This is a genomic window from Pseudomonas sp. B21-047, assembly GCF_024748775.1.
GTDB lineage: Bacteria > Pseudomonadota > Gammaproteobacteria > Pseudomonadales > Pseudomonadaceae > Aquipseudomonas > Aquipseudomonas capeferrum.
In genome coordinates, this window is sequence record NZ_CP087169.1 from 4,741,062 (window position 1) to 4,757,923 (window position 16,862).

Annotated in this window: 14 protein-coding genes and 1 pseudogene; 9 read left to right on the forward strand and 6 right to left on the reverse strand. The window is 63.8% G+C overall.

All coding sequences use genetic code 11. From position 1 onward, the window contains the following. Positions 1–201 precede the first annotated feature (201 nt). Both LOY26_RS21420 and LOY26_RS21425 read right to left on the reverse strand, forming a co-directional pair. Positions 202–1,422, reverse strand: a complete 1,221-nt coding sequence (locus LOY26_RS21420) for an SAM-dependent methyltransferase (RefSeq protein ID WP_186663418.1) — start codon at positions 1,420–1,422, stop codon at positions 202–204. A gap of 99 nt (positions 1,423–1,521) precedes the next feature. Beyond that, on the reverse strand, positions 1,522–2,139 hold the full coding sequence (locus tag LOY26_RS21425) for a TPM domain-containing protein (RefSeq protein WP_186663417.1): 618 nt from the start codon (positions 2,137–2,139) through the stop codon (positions 1,522–1,524). A 186-nt stretch (positions 2,140–2,325) separates the two neighbouring features. Between LOY26_RS21425 and bglX the strand changes: the two genes are divergently transcribed. From bglX to LOY26_RS21460, 7 genes and pseudogenes are all read left to right on the forward strand, one after another. Then, entirely contained in the window at positions 2,326–4,617 is a 2,292-nt protein-coding gene (gene bglX / locus LOY26_RS21430; RefSeq protein WP_186663416.1) for a beta-glucosidase BglX, read from the forward strand. 83 nt (positions 4,618–4,700) lie between these two features. Further along, a complete protein-coding gene (locus LOY26_RS21435; protein WP_186663415.1) occupies positions 4,701–6,458 on the forward strand; it encodes an ATP-binding protein in 1,758 nt (585 codons plus the stop codon). Beyond that, positions 6,452–7,783, forward strand: a complete 1,332-nt coding sequence (locus tag LOY26_RS21440; RefSeq protein ID WP_047583609.1) for a sigma-54 dependent transcriptional regulator — start codon at positions 6,452–6,454, stop codon at positions 7,781–7,783. The genes LOY26_RS21435 and LOY26_RS21440 overlap by 7 nt, the downstream gene beginning before the upstream one ends. A gap of 252 nt (positions 7,784–8,035) precedes the next feature. Then, a complete protein-coding gene (locus LOY26_RS21445; RefSeq protein WP_033702996.1) occupies positions 8,036–9,355 on the forward strand; it encodes an MFS transporter in 1,320 nt (439 codons plus the stop codon). A 159-nt stretch (positions 9,356–9,514) separates the two neighbouring features. After that, positions 9,515–10,390, forward strand: a pseudogene (locus tag LOY26_RS21450) (Fic family protein); the annotation flags it as partial. A 277-nt stretch (positions 10,391–10,667) separates the two neighbouring features. Further along, the gene (locus tag LOY26_RS21455; protein ID WP_047583608.1) at positions 10,668–10,994 is read left to right on the forward strand and encodes a hypothetical protein; all 327 of its coding nucleotides are present in this window, start codon (positions 10,668–10,670) and stop codon (positions 10,992–10,994) included. Between the two features lie 118 nt (positions 10,995–11,112). Continuing rightward, positions 11,113–11,724 carry a flavin reductase family protein gene (locus tag LOY26_RS21460; RefSeq protein ID WP_186656548.1) on the forward strand — a complete coding sequence of 204 codons (612 nt, stop codon included), beginning with the start codon at positions 11,113–11,115 and terminating at the stop codon, positions 11,722–11,724. Here LOY26_RS21460 and LOY26_RS21465 read toward each other — a convergent pair whose 3' ends face one another. Together LOY26_RS21465 and LOY26_RS21470 are read right to left on the reverse strand one after the other, a co-directional pair. After that, the gene (locus LOY26_RS21465) at positions 11,725–11,991 is read right to left on the reverse strand and encodes a hypothetical protein (protein WP_186656546.1); all 267 of its coding nucleotides are present in this window, start codon (positions 11,989–11,991) and stop codon (positions 11,725–11,727) included. 22 nt (positions 11,992–12,013) lie between these two features. Next, positions 12,014–12,307, reverse strand: coding sequence for a putative quinol monooxygenase (locus tag LOY26_RS21470; protein ID WP_033702743.1), 294 nt, complete (start codon positions 12,305–12,307; stop codon positions 12,014–12,016). A 200-nt stretch (positions 12,308–12,507) separates the two neighbouring features. Between LOY26_RS21470 and LOY26_RS21475 the strand changes: the two genes are divergently transcribed. Beyond that, complete coding sequence (locus LOY26_RS21475) at positions 12,508–13,428, forward strand: AraC family transcriptional regulator (RefSeq protein ID WP_186656543.1); 921 nt, start codon at positions 12,508–12,510, stop codon at positions 13,426–13,428. 50 nt (positions 13,429–13,478) lie between these two features. Here LOY26_RS21475 and LOY26_RS21480 read toward each other — a convergent pair whose 3' ends face one another. Then, complete coding sequence (locus LOY26_RS21480; RefSeq protein WP_033702745.1) at positions 13,479–15,116, reverse strand: 5-guanidino-2-oxopentanoate decarboxylase; 1,638 nt, start codon at positions 15,114–15,116, stop codon at positions 13,479–13,481. A gap of 114 nt (positions 15,117–15,230) precedes the next feature. Between LOY26_RS21480 and LOY26_RS21485 the strand changes: the two genes are divergently transcribed. Beyond that, a complete protein-coding gene (locus LOY26_RS21485; protein ID WP_186656539.1) occupies positions 15,231–16,115 on the forward strand; it encodes a LysR substrate-binding domain-containing protein in 885 nt (294 codons plus the stop codon). A 128-nt stretch (positions 16,116–16,243) separates the two neighbouring features. Here LOY26_RS21485 and LOY26_RS21490 read toward each other — a convergent pair whose 3' ends face one another. After that, on the reverse strand, positions 16,244–16,858 hold the full coding sequence (locus tag LOY26_RS21490; protein WP_186663412.1) for an NAD(P)-dependent oxidoreductase: 615 nt from the start codon (positions 16,856–16,858) through the stop codon (positions 16,244–16,246). Positions 16,859–16,862 lie beyond the last annotated feature (4 nt).

The following is a 16,862-nucleotide window of genomic DNA, read 5'->3' on the forward strand; positions in this document are numbered from 1 at the left end:
ATGCCCGGCGGCGCTCGATCTTATAGGCGCTGAACCTCCCAAGGCATGCCCGGCGGCGCTCGATCTCATAGGCGCTAAACCTCCCAAGGCATGCCCGGCGGCGCTCGATCTCATAGGCGCTAAACCTCCCAAGGCATGCCCGGCGGCGCTCGATCTCACAGGCACTGCATCAATCAAGGCATGCGCACAAAACCCCACCCCTCAACCCGCAATCAACCCATCCCCGCGCAACAGTGTCTCCAGGCAATGCTCCTGCACCCCATAAAACGCCTTGAGCTGCACAATCTTCTCCAGCAGCGCCCCGTTATCCGCCGCCTGCCTGCGCTTGACCGCCAGAATCATCTTGTTCTTGTTGGTGTGCTCCAGCGAGATGAACTCGAACACCTTGGTCTCATAACCACAGGCTTCCAGGTACAGCGCGCGCAGGCTGTCGGTGAGCATCTCGGCCTGCTGCCCCAGGTGCAGGCCGTACTGCAGCATCGGCTGCAGCAACCCCGGGCTGTGCAACTGCGGGCGGATCTGTTTGTGACAGCACGGCGAACACATGATGATCGCGGCGTTGCAACGGATGCCGGTGTGGATGGCGTAGTCGGTGGCGATGTCGCAGGCGTGCAAGGCGATCATCACCTCGATCGCTTCGGGCACCACACTGCGCACATCACCGCACTGGAACTCAAGGCCAGGGTGCTCAAGCCGCGCAGCGGCGGCGTTGCACAGGTCGACCATTTCCTGGCGCAGCTCGACACCCGTTACCTGGGCTTCGCGGCCCAGGGTATTGCGCAGGTAGTCGTGCATGGCAAAGGTCAGGTAGCCCTTGCCCGAGCCGAAGTCGGCCACCCGCAGGGCCTGTTCGGCTGGCACCGGCGCGCTGGCCAAGGCGTGCTCGAACACCTCGATGAACTTGTTGATCTGCTTCCACTTGCGCGACATCGACGGGATCAACGCCCCTTGTGCATCGGTCACACCCAGGTCACGCAGGAAGGGCCGCGACAATTCCAGGTAGCGCTTCTTCTCGCGGTCATGGGCACTGCTCGCAGCCGCTTCACGCGGGGCCTGGGCGCCGTGGCGCTGGAGCATGGGCTTGCCCTTCTTGCTGAACGTCAACTGCACTTCGCCGTCGGCATCGAACAGGTGGGCGTTGCGAAAACTCTCAGGCAGCAATTCAGCCACCAGCACTTCGGCCTGCTCCAGCGGCAGGTTGCGGGTGATGTCCCGGGTCTGGTGGCGATACACCAGCGACAGGCAGGGCTGGCCCTTGACCTGCAACGGTTTGGCGATGATCCGCTGCAAGGTCGAGTCGGCACCGACGTGGCGCGCCAGCACCAGTTTGACCAAGGTATTACCGTGCAGGGCGGTGCTCAACAGCGCGAGGAACTGGGCACGCGCATCGGGCGCGGTTGAAGCAGAAGAACTGGCGGACATGAAAAACGGTGCCTCGGGTAGCAGGGGGCGCGTTGCGCAATGCCCCGTATTCTACAGGTGTGGCGGCGAGCTTGCCGCCCCCTCACTCGCCAGCCGCGTTCAGTCCAGAATGACCAGGCGATTAGGCAGCTCGTTGCGCGTATGGGTGGGGGGTACATGCTGGCTGAGTGCCTCGCCACAGGCCTCGATGCATTCGACAAAACCCTGCACAGTTTGGCCCTGGCGGACCTGTTCGGTAAAACGGCCGACGATGGCCGCGCGGGCGCTGGCATCGAGGTAACGCTCGACCCCTTGGTCGACCAGGATCTCCACATGCCGCTCCGCCTCGCTGACGAAAATCAGCACCCCCGTGGCAGCCGTGGTGCGCTGCAGGTTCTGCTCGCGAAACTGCTGACGGGCCAGGCTCGACGCACGCCAGCGGCGCAAGGCACGGGGGATCAACCAGCCCGCCAGGCGCGGGTTGCGCAACAGCAGGCACAAACCGATGAACACCAGCACATTGGCCACTAGCAGGCCACGCATACCGGGCCAGCCAAGCACTAACTGCAGCAGGCCAGGCACGGCCAGGGCCAGCACGGCAGCCCAGAACAGCGGCAGGTAGGCGTAATCGTCGGCACGCCTGGCCAGCACCGTGACCAGTTCGGCATCGGTGCGCCGTTCGGCGCGGGCAATGGCTTCGGCGATCTGGCGTTGATCGTATTCATTGAAAGGGGTCATGCCAGCGGTCTCTCGATCGTTCTTATTGTTGTTGTCCAGGCACGCAGGGCGCCATCGGCAGCCGATATATTCAGGCATAATCCGCCGCTGGCAGCATTGCCCCCGAACTGTACAACAATAGTCGCCTGATAACTTCGGCCGCGCGCGTATCACTGTGGATACGGTAGAGGCCCCACAACGGAATCCATGATGAAACTGTCTTTGCTGGGCCTGGCCATGGGCCTTGCCAGTCAGGCGGCCCTCGCCGCCCAAACCGCCCCGCCCCTGCAAGACAAGCAGGCGTTCATCAATCACCTGATCAGCCAGATGACCGAGGCCGAGAAGATCGGCCAGTTGCGCCTGATCAGCATCGGCCCGGAGATGCCGCACGAGAAGATCCGCGAAGAAATCGCCGCAGGGCGTATCGGCGGTACCTTCAACTCGCGCACCGCGCCCGAGAACCGGCCGATGCAGGACGCGGCCATGCGCAGCCGTCTGAAGATTCCGATGTTCTTCGCCTACGACACCGTGCACGGCGAACGCACCATTTTCCCGATCGGCCTGGGCATGGCCGCCACCTGGGACATGGACGCCATTGCCAAGGTCGGCCGCACCGCAGCCATCGAAGCCGCAGCCGACGCCCTGGACATGACCTTCGCCCCGATGGTCGATATCGCCCGCGACCCGCGCTGGGGCCGCACCAGTGAAGGTTTCGGTGAAGACACCTACCTGACCTCCAGAATCGGCCAGGTGATGGTCCGCTCGTTCCAGGGCAGCAGCCCGGCCAACCCCGACAGCATCATGGCCATCGTCAAGCACTTCGCCCTGTACGGCGCGGTGGAAGGCGGCCGCGACTACAACACGGTGGATATGAGCCTGCCGAAGATGTACAACGACTACCTGCCGCCCTACCGCGCCGCGCTCGACGCAGGTGCTGGCGGAGTGATGGTGGCGCTCAACTCGATCAATGGCGTGCCAGCCACCTCCAATACCTGGTTGATGAACGACCTGCTGCGCAAGGAGTGGGGCTTCAAGGGCGTGACCATCAGCGACCACGGCGCCATCCAGGAGCTGATTCGCCACGGCGTCGCCCGCGACGGCCGAGAAGCCGCGAAGCTTGCGATCAAGGCCGGCATCGACATGAGCATGAACGACACCCTGTACGGCGAAGAGCTGCCAGGGCTGCTGAAGGCCGGCGAAGTGACCCAGGGCGAGCTGGACCAGGCGGTGCGCGAAGTGCTGGGCGCCAAGTACGACATGGGCCTGTTCAAAGACCCGTACGTGCGAATCGGCAAGGCCGAAACCGACCTCAAGGACTACTACGGCAACGACCGCCTGCACCGCGACGCCGCGCGTGACGTGGCCCGCCGCAGCCTGGTCCTGCTGGAAAACCGCAACCAGACCCTGCCCCTGAAGAAGGCCGGCACCATCGCCCTGGTCGGCCCGCTGGCCGATGCACCGATCGACATGATGGGCAGCTGGGCCGCCGACGGCAAACCGGTGCATTCGGTGACCGTGCGCGAAGGCCTGCGCCGCGCCGTGGATGGCAAGGCCAAGCTGGTCTACGCCAAAGGCTCCAACATCACCGGCGACAAGGCGATCTTCGACTACCTGAACTTCCTCAACTTCGATGCCCCGGAAATCGTCGATGACCTGCGCCCAGCCGCCGTGCTGATCGATGAAGCGGTCAAGGCCGCCCAGCAGGCCGACGTGGTAGTGGCAGTGGTCGGCGAGTCGCGCGGCATGTCCCACGAGTCGTCGAGCCGCACCACCCTGGAGATCCCGGCCAGCCAGCGCGAGCTGATCAAGGCCCTGAAAGCCACCGGCAAACCGCTGGTACTGGTGCTGATGAATGGCCGGCCGCTGTCGATCGCCTGGGAGCGTGAGCAGGCCGACGCCCTGCTCGAAACCTGGTTCAGCGGCACCGAGGGCGGCAATGCCATCGCCGACGTGCTGTTCGGCGATTACAACCCGTCGGGCAAACTGGCCATCACCTTCCCGCGTTCGGTCGGGCAGATTCCGATGTACTACAACCACACACGCATTGGCCGGCCGTTCACCCCCGGCAAGCCTGGCAACTACACCTCGCAGTACTTCGAAGAGCCCAACGGCCCGTTGTATCCGTTTGGTTATGGTTTGAGCTACAGCAGCTTCGAACTGTCGGGCCTGACCCTGTCGGCCAAGGACCTCAAGCGTGGCGATACGCTGGAGGCCAAGGTCACGGTGAAGAACACCGGCAAACGCGACGGCGAAACCGTGGTGCAGCTGTATCTGCAGGACGTTTCGGCGTCCATGAGCCGCCCGGTCAAGGAGCTGAAGAACTTCCAGAAACTGCCGCTCAAGGCCGGCGAGTCACGGACATTGACCTTCCGCATCAGCGAAGAAGACCTGAAGTTCTACAATAGCCAACTGCAGCGGGTTGCCGAACCTGGCGAGTTCAACGTTCAGGTAGGGTTGGATTCCGAGTCGGTGCAACAGCAACGTTTCGAGTTGCTGTGACACGCCTGTGAACAGTACCGGCCCTTCGCGGGTTTACCCGCGAACAGGCCGGCCCTGCTATCCCTTTCATGCGGATCTGCCCCATGGCTTTTTCCTTTCGCGCCCTGCGTCTGGGGCTGATCATCCTGTTCATCCTGCTCGGCACCGCCCTCAGCGCGGGCTGGGCCATGCACCAGGCCAAGCGCCAGGCCATGGAGGACGACGCCCAGCGCGCCAGCCAGCAGCTCGGCCTCTATGCCAACGCACTGCACACCCTGATCGAACGCTACCGCGCCCTGCCTGCGGTGCTGGCGCTCGACCCGGAGCTGATCGAAGCTTTGCGCGGCCCGGTCAGCGAGCCGGTACAGGACGCCCTGAACCGTAAGCTCGAACGCATCAACGGTGCCGCCAACTCGTCCACCCTCGAACTGCTCGACCACACCGGGTTGGCCATCGCGGCCAGCAACTGGCGACTGCCGAGCAGCTACGTCGGCTCCAACTACGGCTTTCGCCCCTACTTCAAGCAGACCCGCAGCCAGGGCAGCGGGCGGTTCTACGCCGTCGGTGTGACCAGCGGCGTGCCGGGCTATTTCCTCGCCAGCGCGGTAACCGACGAGCATGGCCGTTTCCTCGGTGCCATGGTGGTCAAGCTCGAGTTCCCCGAGCTGGAACGCGAATGGCGCCAAGGCAGCGACATCCTGCTGGTCAGTGATGCCCGCGGTATCACCTTCATCGCCAACCAGGATGGTTGGCGCTACCGCGAGCTGCAGCCGCTCAGCGGCGCTGACCGTGCCGAACTGGCCGAGACCCGGCAATACGACAAACAGCCTCTGGTGCCTTTGCAGCACCAGGTGCTGACCCAGTTTGCCGACAACAGCCACCTGAGCCGCGTGCATGGCCCGCAGGGGGTCGCCGAATACCTGTGGGAAAGCCTGCCGTTGCACGGTGAGGACTGGACCTTGCACCTGTTGCGCAAACCGCAGGTCGCCGCCGACGGCCGCAATGCCGCCCTGGGGGCCGCCGCCGTGTGGCTGAGCCTGGTCTTCGCGGCGCTGTTCGTCAGCCAGCGGCTGCGCCTGGCACGCTTGCGCCAGCGCAGCCGCGAAGCCCTCAAGCGCCAGGTCGAGGAGCGCACCCGTGAGCTGCGCACCGCACAGGAAGGCCTGGTGCAATCGGCCAAGCTGGCGGCACTGGGGCAGATGTCAGCCGCCATGGCCCACGAGATCAATCAGCCCCTGACCACCCAACGCATGCAACTGGAGACCCTGCGCCTGCTGCTCGACCATGGCCGCTACGACGAGGCCCGCCAAGCCCTGGAGCCGCTGGAGCAGATGCTCACGCGCATGGCCGCGCTCACCAGCCACCTGAAAACCTTTGCCCGCAACAGCCCGGTCGGGCTGCGCGAGCGGCTGGACCTGGCCTCTGTGGTCGACCAGGCACTGCACCTGCTGGACACGCGCATCCGCACCGAAGGCGTCGAGGTAGCGCTGTACCTGGCGCGCCCCGCCTGGGTCCGCGGTGATGCGATCCGCCTGGAGCAAGTGCTGATCAACCTGCTGCGCAACGCCCTCGACGCCATGGCCGACAAACGCTACAAGCGCCTGGAGGTCCGCATCGAGCGGGATAACGACCAGTGGCGCCTGAGCGTGCTCGATTCTGGGGGCGGTATAGGTGATGAGCACTTGGCCAAGGTCTTCGACCCGTTTTTCACCACCAAGCCGGTGGGTGAAGGGCTAGGCCTGGGCCTGGCCATTTCCTATGGCATCGTGCATGAGGCGGGCGGCCAGTTGCAGGCCGACAACCTGCCTGGCGGCGCACGCCTGAGCCTTACCCTGCCCCGCGACCTGGAGCCTGTATGTTGAATTCAGTGATCGTTGTCGACGATGAAGCCAGTATCCGTACCGCCGTCGAGCAATGGCTGAGCCTGTCCGGCTTCAGCGTGCAACTGTTCGCCCACGCCGAAGCGTGCCTGGCGCAACTGCCAGAGCACTTTGCCGGGGTGATCATCAGCGATGTGCGCATGCCGGGCATCGATGGCCTGCAGTTGCTCGAACGCCTGCAAACGGCTGACCCCGACCTGCCGGTGATCCTGCTGACCGGCCACGGTGACGTACCGATGGCGGTGGAGGCCATGCGCAACGGTGCCTACGACTTCCTCGAAAAGCCCTTCACCCCGCAACACCTGCTGGGCAGCCTGCGCCGAGCCCTGGAAAAGCGCCAGCTGGTGCTGGAAAACCGCCGGCTGCACGAACAGGCAGACTTCAAGTCGCGCCTCGAAGGCACCCTGCTGGGCATGTCCCAAGGCCTGCAGCAACTGCGCCGGCAGGTACTGGACCTGGCCGGCTTGCCGGTCAATGTGCTGATCCGCGGCGAAACGGGCAGTGGCAAGGAGCGCGTGGCCCGCTGCCTGCACGATTTCGGCCCGCGGGCGGCTAAGCCCTTCGTTGCCCTCAACTGCGCGGCAATCCCCGAATCGCTGTTCGAGGCCGAGCTGTTCGGCCATGAGAGCGGTGCCTTCACTGGCGCCCAGGGCAAACGGATCGGCAAGTTGGAATATGCCAATGGTGGCACGGTGTTCCTCGATGAGATCGAGAGCATGCCCCTGGCCCAGCAGGCAAAACTGTTGCGCGTGATCCAGGAACAAAAGCTCGAACGCCTGGGCGCCAACCAGAGCATCAGCGTCGACTTGCGCATCATCGCCGCGACCAAACCCGACCTGCTGGAAGAAGCCCGTGCCGGGCGCTTTCGTGAAGACCTCGCCTACCGCCTGAACGTCGCCGAGCTGCGGCTAGCGCCGTTGCGTGAACGGCGTGAAGATATCCCGTTGCTGTTCGAGCACTTTGCCCGTGCTGCCGCTGAGAAGCTGGGCCGAACGGCGCCGGTGCTCAGCGCCAGCCAGCTGGCGCAGCTGCTGTGCCATGACTGGCCGGGCAATGTGCGCGAGTTGGCCAACGCGGCAGAGCGGCACGCGCTGGGGCTGGGTTCGCCGAACAGTGAAGTGGTGCCGGCCGGGCAGTCGCTGGGCGAGCAGATGGAAGCGTTCGAAGCGCAGTGTTTGCGGGCGGCGTTGCGCCAGAGCAAGGGCGAGATCAAGGGGGTGATGGAGGCTTTGCAACTGCCGCGGCGGACGTTGAACGAGAAGATGCAGCGGCATGGGCTGGTGCGTGAGGATTATATCGAGCGGTAGGCGGTTTTCCGCTTATCTGATGTGCGGGGTAAGCGGATATTTGCTTATGGCGGCTCGTTTGGGGCTGCGCTGCAGCCCTTCGCGACGCAAGGCCACTCCTGCACGGGCGCCTTGCCAGGCCTTGGTAGGCGGGCTGGGTGCCATGCGTGCCCGCAAATGAATCACTTCGCACCCGTTTGGCACACCTTCTGCAATCACCGTGGCAAGCAGCGCTCCGGCGCGCTCCACAAAAACAACGAGAAGGTATCCCTGATGGATAACGCCACCTCCCTGCCCACCGGGGCGGCCATTGCGCCGACCGCAGAAAAAACCACCGCCAGCCGCCTGAAGTCGATCTTCAGCGGGTCCATCGGCAACATGGTCGAATGGTACGACTGGTACGTCTACGCCGCATTCTCGCTGTACTTCGCCAAAGCGTTCTTCCCTGCCGGCGACACCACTGCACAACTGCTCAACACCGCCGCGATCTTCGCCGTGGGCTTCCTCATGCGCCCGATCGGTGGCTGGCTGATGGGCCTGTACGCCGACCGCAAAGGCCGCAAGGCCGCACTGATGGCCTCGGTGCTGCTGATGTGCGCAGGCTCCCTGGTCATTGCCCTGACCCCTGGCTATGAAACCATCGGCGTCGCCGCCCCAATTCTGCTGGTGCTTGCGCGCTTGCTGCAGGGCCTGTCGGTGGGCGGTGAGTACGGCACCTCGGCCACCTACCTCAGCGAGATGGCCAGCAAGGAACGCCGTGGCTTCTTCTCCAGCTTCCAGTACGTGACCCTGATCTCTGGCCAGCTCATCGCCCTGGCGGTGCTGATCATCCTGCAGCAGACGCTGACTACCGAGCAGCTGTATGCCTGGGGCTGGCGTGTGCCCTTCGTGATCGGCGCGCTGTGCGCGGTGGTTGCGCTGTACCTGCGTCGCGGCATGGAAGAGACCACCTCCTTCACCAAGAAGGAAAAGGCCAAGGAAAGCCTGATGCGCACCCTGATGCGTCATCCCAAGGAGCTGATGACCGTGGTCGGCCTGACCATGGGCGGCACCCTGGCCTTCTACACCTACACCACCTACATGCAGAAGTACCTGGTCAACACGGTGGGCATGAGCATCACCGACTCGACCACCATCTCGGCCGCCACGCTGTTCCTGTTCATGTGCCTGCAACCGCTGGTCGGCGGCTTGTCCGACAAGATCGGCCGACGCCCGATCCTGATCGCCTTCGGTGTGCTCGGCACCCTGTTCACCGTGCCGATCCTCAGCACCCTGCACACCGTGCAAAGCTGGTGGGGCGCGTTCTTCCTGATCATGGCTGCGCTGATCATCGTCAGCGGCTACACCTCGATCAACGCAGTGGTCAAAGCCGAGTTGTTCCCAACCGAAATCCGCGCCCTGGGCGTTGGCCTGCCGTACGCCCTGACCGTATCGATCTTCGGTGGCACCGCCGAATACGTGGCCCTGTGGTTCAAGAGCAACGGCATGGAAACCGGCTTCTACTGGTACGTCACCGGCTGCATCGCCTGCTCGCTGCTGGTGTATGCCACCATGAAAGACACCAAGCAGCATTCGCGGATCACCACTGACTGATTCAGGTCCGCGGGTCTTGAACAGGGGCGCTCCTTCATGGGGGCGCCCCTTTTTTGCGGTGGGTCACCGTACGTGAGCCGAATAGCGCTATTATTCGGCTCACATAATGAGCCGAATAGACAGCTCATTCGGCTCACGGGTGGAGTGAAACGATCACATGAACAAGGCCCGACCACTGTCCGCAGCGAAGGGCTCGCGCAACTGATGCTGGATGCGACGCAAGGGTACGACCAGCCGCTGACCTTGCAGCGTCTGTTCACCTGGCATCACTGGTTGTTCCCTGCGGTGGAAGAAAGCCTGAGCAAAGCGATACGGGTGGGCCAGCTGCGTGCCGAGGCACCGATGCAGGTGATTTCAGGACGCCTCGACAAGCCCACGGTACATTTCCAGGCACCGCCCTGTGACAGCCTGGAAGGACAGGTCGATGCTTTTCTCGACTGGTTTGCCAGCAGCCGCCAAGCAACCAATCTGGACCCGCTGTTACGTGCAGGCATCGCGCATTTCTGGTTCGTCACGCTGCACCCTTTCGACGATGGCAATGGCCGCCTGACCCGGGCCATCACCGACTTGGCGCTGGCTCAGGCAGAGCGGCAGGCGATTCGTTTCTATGCCATGTCTGCAAGCATCCTCGAAGACCGGAATGGCTATTACCAGATATTGGAGAGCAGTCAGAAAGGCGACCTTGATATCACCCGCTGGCTGACCTGGTTTCTCGAAACCCTGCTACGCAGTCTCGAACAGGCTTTGCTGAATATCGACCGGATACTCAGCAAAGCCAGGTTCTGGCAAACACACCGCGCGGACGGCCTGTTGCCCGAACAGGTCAAGGTACTTAACAGGCTGCTCGACGGAGGCCCACGCGGCTTCGAAGACGGTATCAATGCCGCGCAGTACCAGGCCGTGGCGAAAGTCTCCAAGGCCACCGCAACCCGTCACCTCACCGACCTGCTCGACAAGGCTTGCCTGACCCGCCTGCCAGGTGGAGGGCGCAGCACACGTTATCGCATCAATACTCAGGACATCCCAAGCGCCTGACGGGGTTCACGCCGCTGGTAATAGGTGGCCATAAAGACTGATTTTCGATCTTAACGCCCCATTAATTTCACGCCGTCATTCTGCAAGGGCTGACGAAGCGATGATCCGCGCCCTGACAATACACCTCAGGTCCACTGCCTGATTCACCGTCAGCACGGGCTAACCAATCGATAAAAACGATATTTAGACGCTATTTTTTGCGCTTTTTAATCAATTTTATCAGCGTAGGATTAAACCCATAGAAACAACAACCCCTCGCCACCCTGGAGCAACGACCATGAAAAACAAACTGATCCTCACCCTGGCCCTTTCGGTTTTCGCTGCTGGCGCCTTCGCCGAAGACGGCTTCGATCGTACCAATGCCCATACCTTCGCAGCGGTGCAAACCCAAGCCGCCACTTACGCCGAAGACGGTTTTGACCGCACCGGCGGCCAACGCTTCACCGAAGACGGCTTCGACCGCACCGGCGGCCAACGCTTCGCCGAGGACGGCTACGACCGCACTGGCGCCCAACGCTTCGCTGAAGATGGTTTCGACCGCACCGGCGGCCAACGCTTCGCCGAAGACGGCTTCGACCGCACCAACGCTCACCGCATCAGCTGATCGCTGATGCGCGCACCCAGCCCGGCTTCGGCCGGGCTTGATCATTTTCAGGCGGGCACAGGCTTGGCACACTAGAGGCCTTCGTCCCCAAGAGGTAGGGCAAGCAAGCCCAGCACCGATGTATTACTACGAACCTGCCAAAGGCCACGGCCTGCCCCACGACCCCTTCAACGCCATCGTCGGCCCCCGCCCCATTGGCTGGATCTCGTCCCACGACCGCGAAGGCCGCCTGAACCTGGCGCCCTACAGTTTTTTCAACGCCTTCAACTACATCCCGCCGATCATCGGTTTCTGCAGTGTCGGGCGCAAAGACAGCCTGAACAACATCGAGCAGACCGGCGAGTTTGTCTGGAACCTGGCGACCCGGCCTTTGGCCGAGGCGATGAACCAGAGCTGTGCGGCGGTAGCGGCAGACATCGATGAGTTCGCGTTGAGCGGCCTGACGCCAGCACCGTCGCGTGTGGTGCAGGTGCCCCGCGTAAGCGAAACGCCGGTGGCGTTCGAGTGCAAGGTCAGCCAGATCGTCCAGCTGCAGCGGGCGGACCAGGCGCTGGTGCCCAGCTGGCTGATCCTGGGTGAAGTGGTGGCGGTGCACATTGCCGAGCACCTGCTCAAGGACGGCATCTACGATACCGCTGCCGCCGAGCCGATCCTGCGTGGTGGCGGCCCGGCGGATTACTTCGAACTGGGCAACCTGTTCAAGATGGCCAGGCCGCAGGCGGGCAACTGATCACCAGATCAGCTCGCCCTCATCACTGACGCCCTGCAGGCGTTCGAGTTCGGCGCAGGCGGCCTCGTCGGCCGCCATGGCGCCCTTGAACACCTGGCCGTCCAGTACCTTGTGAAAGCGCGGGGCGCCGCCCAGGCCAAGCGCTTTCACCGCAATGGCCGCGTTGTAGCCACCCCCTTCCACCGGGACCATCGCCGAAACCGCTTCGAACTGCGGGAATTCTCTACGTGCCATGCTGCGCTCCGCGCCATTGATCGAGGGCGGCATTCTAACCTGCACACACCTGCGATCAATCGAAGGTATGCAAATCCAGGCTGCTGACCACCTGAGCCTGCACCAGCTCACCGAACACCTCCAGGGTCGGTGACGCGAAGTAGCCGCTCATCGCCTGCTGGTCGCGCCAGCTGCCGCTGAGCAACCAAAGGTCGGCGTCGGCCTGCGAGCGCTGGACCGTGAAGCTAAGGCAACCCGGTGTACGCAAAGAAGGCTCGAGCAGATCGCGCAGGCGCGCGCCCAGCTCTGCCGAACGTCCGCTGCTGGCACGAATGAAAGCCAAGTGGGTGACCGGTTGTCGTTGGGTCATTGCACGATCTCCTTGAAGCAGGCGGACGAAAAACCAGGCTGCCAAGGTTAGAGGCTGGCGCGCGCGACGCGTTAGGCTATTACTGCACGGCGATTGCCTGATCCTGCAGCACGGCAGGATCAGGCAATCGCCGTGCAGCTTTCGACTAGCGCCCGCCATTGCCCAAACCTATGCTGCGTCAGTCAGTAGAGGAAGCCATCATGACCACCGCCACGCCCATCGAGCCGTCCCTGGAAGTGCAACGCCAGGAGCTGGCCGAGCTGATCCGCCGCCATGCCGGCGAGCCCCAAGGCACGGTGTCGGCCATCGACGACCTGTATCTGGTGCGCTACACGGAAAACATCCGCGCCATGCCTACCTTGGCGTTGCCGGCGTTGTGCATCCTGGCACAGGGCAGCAAAAGCCTGTTCCTCGGTGACGAGCAGTACGCCTATGACCCGCTGCACTACATGGTGGTGTCGGTGACCTTGCCGATCAGCGCAGCCAAACTCGATGCCAGCCCCGAAAACCCCAGCCTGGGCTTGCGACTGGACCTGGACCCGGCCGAAATCAGCCAGCTGATCGCCGAAAGTGGGCCGATGTTGGTGCCCAACCTGCCGTCCGGCCGTGGGCTGTATGTGGAGAGGACCGACGCACAGTTGCTCGACGCGCTGCTGCGGCTGATCCGCCTGCTGGATACGCCCCGAGACATTGCCATGCTGGCGCCGCTGTTCCGCCGAGAAATTCTCTACCGCCTGCTGCGTGGCCCGCAGGGCTATCGGCTGTATGAGATCGCCTTGGCCAACAGCCAGACCCACCGAGTCTGCCAGGCCATTACCTGGCTCAACCAGAACTTCCAGCAGCCGTTGCGCATCGAGGACCTGGCCCGGGAGGTCAACCTCAGCACCTCGACCTTGCACCACCGGTTCAAGGCCGTGACGTCCATGAGCCCACTGCAGTACCAGAAGCAATTGCGCCTGCAAGAGGCACGGCGGTTGATGCTCAATGACGGGCTTGAAGCCGCAGTGGCGGGCTATCGGGTCGGGTATGAAAGCCCGTCGCAGTTCAGCCGCGAATACAGCAGGCTGTACGGCGCGCCGCCGATTCGCGATGTGGCGCGGCTGCGGGCCCCGGCCGGGTAAGTTGTGCACGGCCTGTACCGGCAAAGGGGTCGGTACAGGCCGGCAGCTTTTTACGCGACCACCGCCGCCTGCCACTGATTCTGGTCAACCTGAATCAAGGTCGGCCCCTTGCGCTCCACCGCACGCCCCAACGCCGCCTGCAACTGCGCGACATCAACCACATGCTCCGCTTCGGCGCCCAAGGCCCGTGCTACGCCGATGAAGTCTGGGGTATGGATATCCACGCCGACCGGTTCGATGTCGCGATTGACCATGTACTTCTTGATTTCCTCGTACCCTTGGTTGTTCCACAACAGCACGATCAGCGGTACCTGGGCCTCCACCGCACTGGCCAGCTCCGGCAGGGTGAACTGCAAGCCACCATCGCCGATCAGGCAAACCGACGGCGCACGCTCGGCGATTTGCGCGGCGCTCCCCAGCCAGGCGCCCATCGCCGCTGGCAATGCATAGCCCAGTGTGCCGTAACCGGTCGAGGCATTGAACCAACGGCGCGGCTGGTCCATGTCCAGCGTGAGGTTGCCGGAGTACACCGGCTGGGTCGAATCGCCGACCAGAATGGCGTTGGGCAGGCGCTCTAGGATACTGCTCAGCAGGCGGGTCTGGCTCAGGGTCGGCTGGTCCCAGCCGCTCGCCAGGGCCTGGCGCAGCTGCTGCACGCGCGGCTGCCCCCAGCCACCGTCACGCGCTGGCAGCGGCTGCCCCTGCAAGGCCGCGCACAGCGCCTCGGCGGCCAGTTCGGCATCGGCGACCAACGCCAGCTCGGGCAGGTAGTTGCGCACTGTCTGGTCCGGGTCGATGTCGATCCGCAGCAGACTGCCCGGGATCTCGAAGCCGCCCTTGAAGGTCACGTCATAGTCGGTTTCGGCAAGTTCGGTACCGATGGCCAGCACCACGTCCGCCTCGGCCACCAGCGCCCGCGTGGCCGGCAGCGACTGGGTGGAGCCGATTTGCAACGGGTGATCGGATGCCAGCAACCCCTTGGCATTGATGGTCAATGCTACCGGTGCCTGCAGCAGCTCTGCCAGGCGGGCCAAGGGGGCGCCAGCGCTCAACGCACCACCACCCGCCAGAATCAGCGGGCGCTTGGCCTTGGCCAGGCGCTCGGCCATCAAAGCGACGGCCTGGGGGGCGGCACCTGCGCGGCTGCTGCGCACCGGGCGGCCTGGCAGCAAGTGATCGGCTGGCTCGACCAGCACGTCCAGTGGGATCTCGATATGCACAGGGCGCGGGCGGGCGCCCTCGAACACGGCAAAGGCGCGGGCCAGTACCTGTGGCAGGTCGTTGGCGCTCATCAGGGTCTGCGAGAAGGCTGCCACGCCCGACACCAATGCAGCCTGGTTCGGCAACTCGTGCAGCTTGCCGCGGCCGCCGCCCAGTTGATCGCGCGATTGCACGCTGGAAATCACCAGCATCGGGATCGAGTCGGCATAGGCCTGGCCCATGGCGGTGGTGATGTTGGTCATCCCAGGGCCGGTGATGATGAAGCACACCCCTGGTTTGCCCCGGGTCCGGGCATATCCGTCGGCCATGAACCCGGCGCCTTGCTCGTGGCGCGGGGTGATATGACGAATGGAAGAAGCCGCCAGGCCGCGATAGAGCTCGACGGTATGCACGCCTGGAATGCCGAAGACATGGTCCACACCATAGCCTTCAAGGAGTTTGACCAGTACTTCGCCGCAGGTTGCCATGTATTTTTACCTTGAGTCTTGTTGGAATCTGCCCGTATTGGACCCAAGCCAACGCTATCGCCACAATGCAAAAAAACACATACTAGCCATGTCTCCAAGTCATGGCTTAATGCAATGAAACGGCTACCGCCCCTGCCCGCCCTGTACACCTTCCTGGTCACAGCCCAGCACTGCAACTTCACCCGTGCGGGGCAGCAGTTGCACATCACTCAAGGCGCCGTCAGCCGGCAGATCGGCGCACTGGAAGCGCACCTCGGTTACGCCCTGTTCCAGCGCCAGGCCCGCGGCCTGAGCCTGACGCGTGAAGGCCAGGACTGGTTGCCGCGGGTGCAGCAGGTGTTTGCACTGGTCGAACAAGGCGTGCGTGAAGTGGGTGGGCATCGCGCCACCTTGCAGCTCAAAGCGCCGACCTGCGTCATGCGTTGGCTGCTGCCACGCCTGATGGAATGGCAGGCGCTGCGCCCCGACGTACCGGTAGAACTGACCACCACGGTGCAGCATGGCGTGGACTTCCGCCGCGAAGGCTTCGATGCGGCGGTGGTGTACGGCAGCCTGCCGAACCATGGCCTGCAGGTTCGCAAATTGTTCGACGAGCAGCTGACACCTGTCTGCGCGCCTTCACTGCTGGAAGGCGCCTTGCCGCTGGCGCAGATCGACGACCTGATGCGCCACATGCTCCTGCACCCCTCGCGTGACGAGCACGACTGGCGGCTATGGCTGCAGGCAGCTGGCGCGACGTTTGCTGCTCAAGGGCCGAAACAGCACTTCGAGACCTTGGACATGGCAATGGCCATGGCATCGCAGGGCACCGGGGTGGCCATTGGCGATTGGTCGCTGATCGGCGATGACCTGCACGGCGGACGGCTGTGCATGCCTTTTGGCTTGAAGGTGACGACTGGCAAAGGCTATTACCTGGTCAGCCAGGCCAAGCACCTGCCCGCCGGCCTGGTCGAGCTGATGGACTGGCTGCAGGCGCGCGCCAACCGCGAGCCCTTGTAGGAGCGGCCTTGCGTCGCGAAAGGGTCGCGGAGCGGCCCCCTACGTTCTTGCTGGCACCCGAAAACCCGGGGCCGCTCCGCGACCCTTTCGCGACGCAAGGCCGCTCCTACACGAGGCCGTGCTGCGGCTCAGTACCCGACGGTAAACCGCGCCCGCGAATGCGCCGGCTTTTCCAGCTCATCGAGCATGGCAATCGCATAGTCGGCAAAGGTGATCCAGCTCTTGCCGTCGGCACCGATCAGCAGATGATCCTTGCCCAGCGTGTAGTGCCCGCTCCGCTCGCCCTCGACAAACTCCGCCGAAGGCGACAGGAACGTCCAGTCCAGATTCTGCTCCTGGCGCAGCACCTCGAGAAAGCGCACGCCGGCACTCGCCTCGGCTTTGTAGGCCTCGGGGAAGTCCGGGCTGTCGATCACCCTGTGCCCGGAAGGCAGCAGCAGGCTGCCGGCCCCGCCCACCACCAGCAGGCGCCTGACCCCAGCGCGCTTGACCGGCTCGATGATCGCGTGCGCGTCGAGAGTTGCAAAGTGCGCAGCGCTCAACACCGCGTCCACACCGGCGACAGCCGCTTGTAGCGCCACACTGTCCTTGACGTCCAGCGCCTTGACCGTCACCCCATCACGCCCCTGCAGCCGCGACGGGTCGCGGGCAATGGCCACGACACTGTGGCCACGGCGCAGGGCCTCTTCCAGCAACTGGCTGCCGGCTCGGCCGGTGGCACCAATGATTGCGATCTTGCTCATGGGA

What these genes read in the sequence shown, in the direction of transcription:
- LOY26_RS21470 (WP_033702743.1), bottom strand. Translation starts at nt 12,307, where the DNA reads ATGACCCAACGACAACCGGTCACCCACTTGGCTTTCATTCGTGCCAGC.
- LOY26_RS21490 (WP_186663412.1), bottom strand. Translation starts at nt 16,858, where the DNA reads ATGAGCAAGATCGCAATCATTGGTGCCACCGGCCGAGCCGGCAGCCAG.
- LOY26_RS21440 (WP_047583609.1), top strand. Translation starts at nt 6,452, where the DNA reads ATGTTGAATTCAGTGATCGTTGTCGACGATGAAGCCAGTATCCGTACC.
- LOY26_RS21480 (WP_033702745.1), bottom strand. Translation starts at nt 15,116, where the DNA reads ATGGCAACCTGCGGCGAAGTACTGGTCAAACTCCTTGAAGGCTATGGT.
- LOY26_RS21445 (WP_033702996.1), top strand. Translation starts at nt 8,036, where the DNA reads ATGGATAACGCCACCTCCCTGCCCACCGGGGCGGCCATTGCGCCGACC.
- LOY26_RS21485 (WP_186656539.1), top strand. Translation starts at nt 15,231, where the DNA reads ATGAAACGGCTACCGCCCCTGCCCGCCCTGTACACCTTCCTGGTCACA.
- LOY26_RS21425 (WP_186663417.1), bottom strand. Translation starts at nt 2,139, where the DNA reads ATGACCCCTTTCAATGAATACGATCAACGCCAGATCGCCGAAGCCATT.
- LOY26_RS21475 (WP_186656543.1), top strand. Translation starts at nt 12,508, where the DNA reads ATGACCACCGCCACGCCCATCGAGCCGTCCCTGGAAGTGCAACGCCAG.
- bglX (WP_186663416.1), top strand. Translation starts at nt 2,326, where the DNA reads ATGATGAAACTGTCTTTGCTGGGCCTGGCCATGGGCCTTGCCAGTCAG.
- LOY26_RS21420 (WP_186663418.1), bottom strand. Translation starts at nt 1,422, where the DNA reads ATGTCCGCCAGTTCTTCTGCTTCAACCGCGCCCGATGCGCGTGCCCAG.
- LOY26_RS21465 (WP_186656546.1), bottom strand. Translation starts at nt 11,991, where the DNA reads ATGCCGCCCTCGATCAATGGCGCGGAGCGCAGCATGGCACGTAGAGAA.
- LOY26_RS21435 (WP_186663415.1), top strand. Translation starts at nt 4,701, where the DNA reads ATGGCTTTTTCCTTTCGCGCCCTGCGTCTGGGGCTGATCATCCTGTTC.
- LOY26_RS21455 (WP_047583608.1), top strand. Translation starts at nt 10,668, where the DNA reads ATGAAAAACAAACTGATCCTCACCCTGGCCCTTTCGGTTTTCGCTGCT.
- LOY26_RS21460 (WP_186656548.1), top strand. Translation starts at nt 11,113, where the DNA reads ATGTATTACTACGAACCTGCCAAAGGCCACGGCCTGCCCCACGACCCC.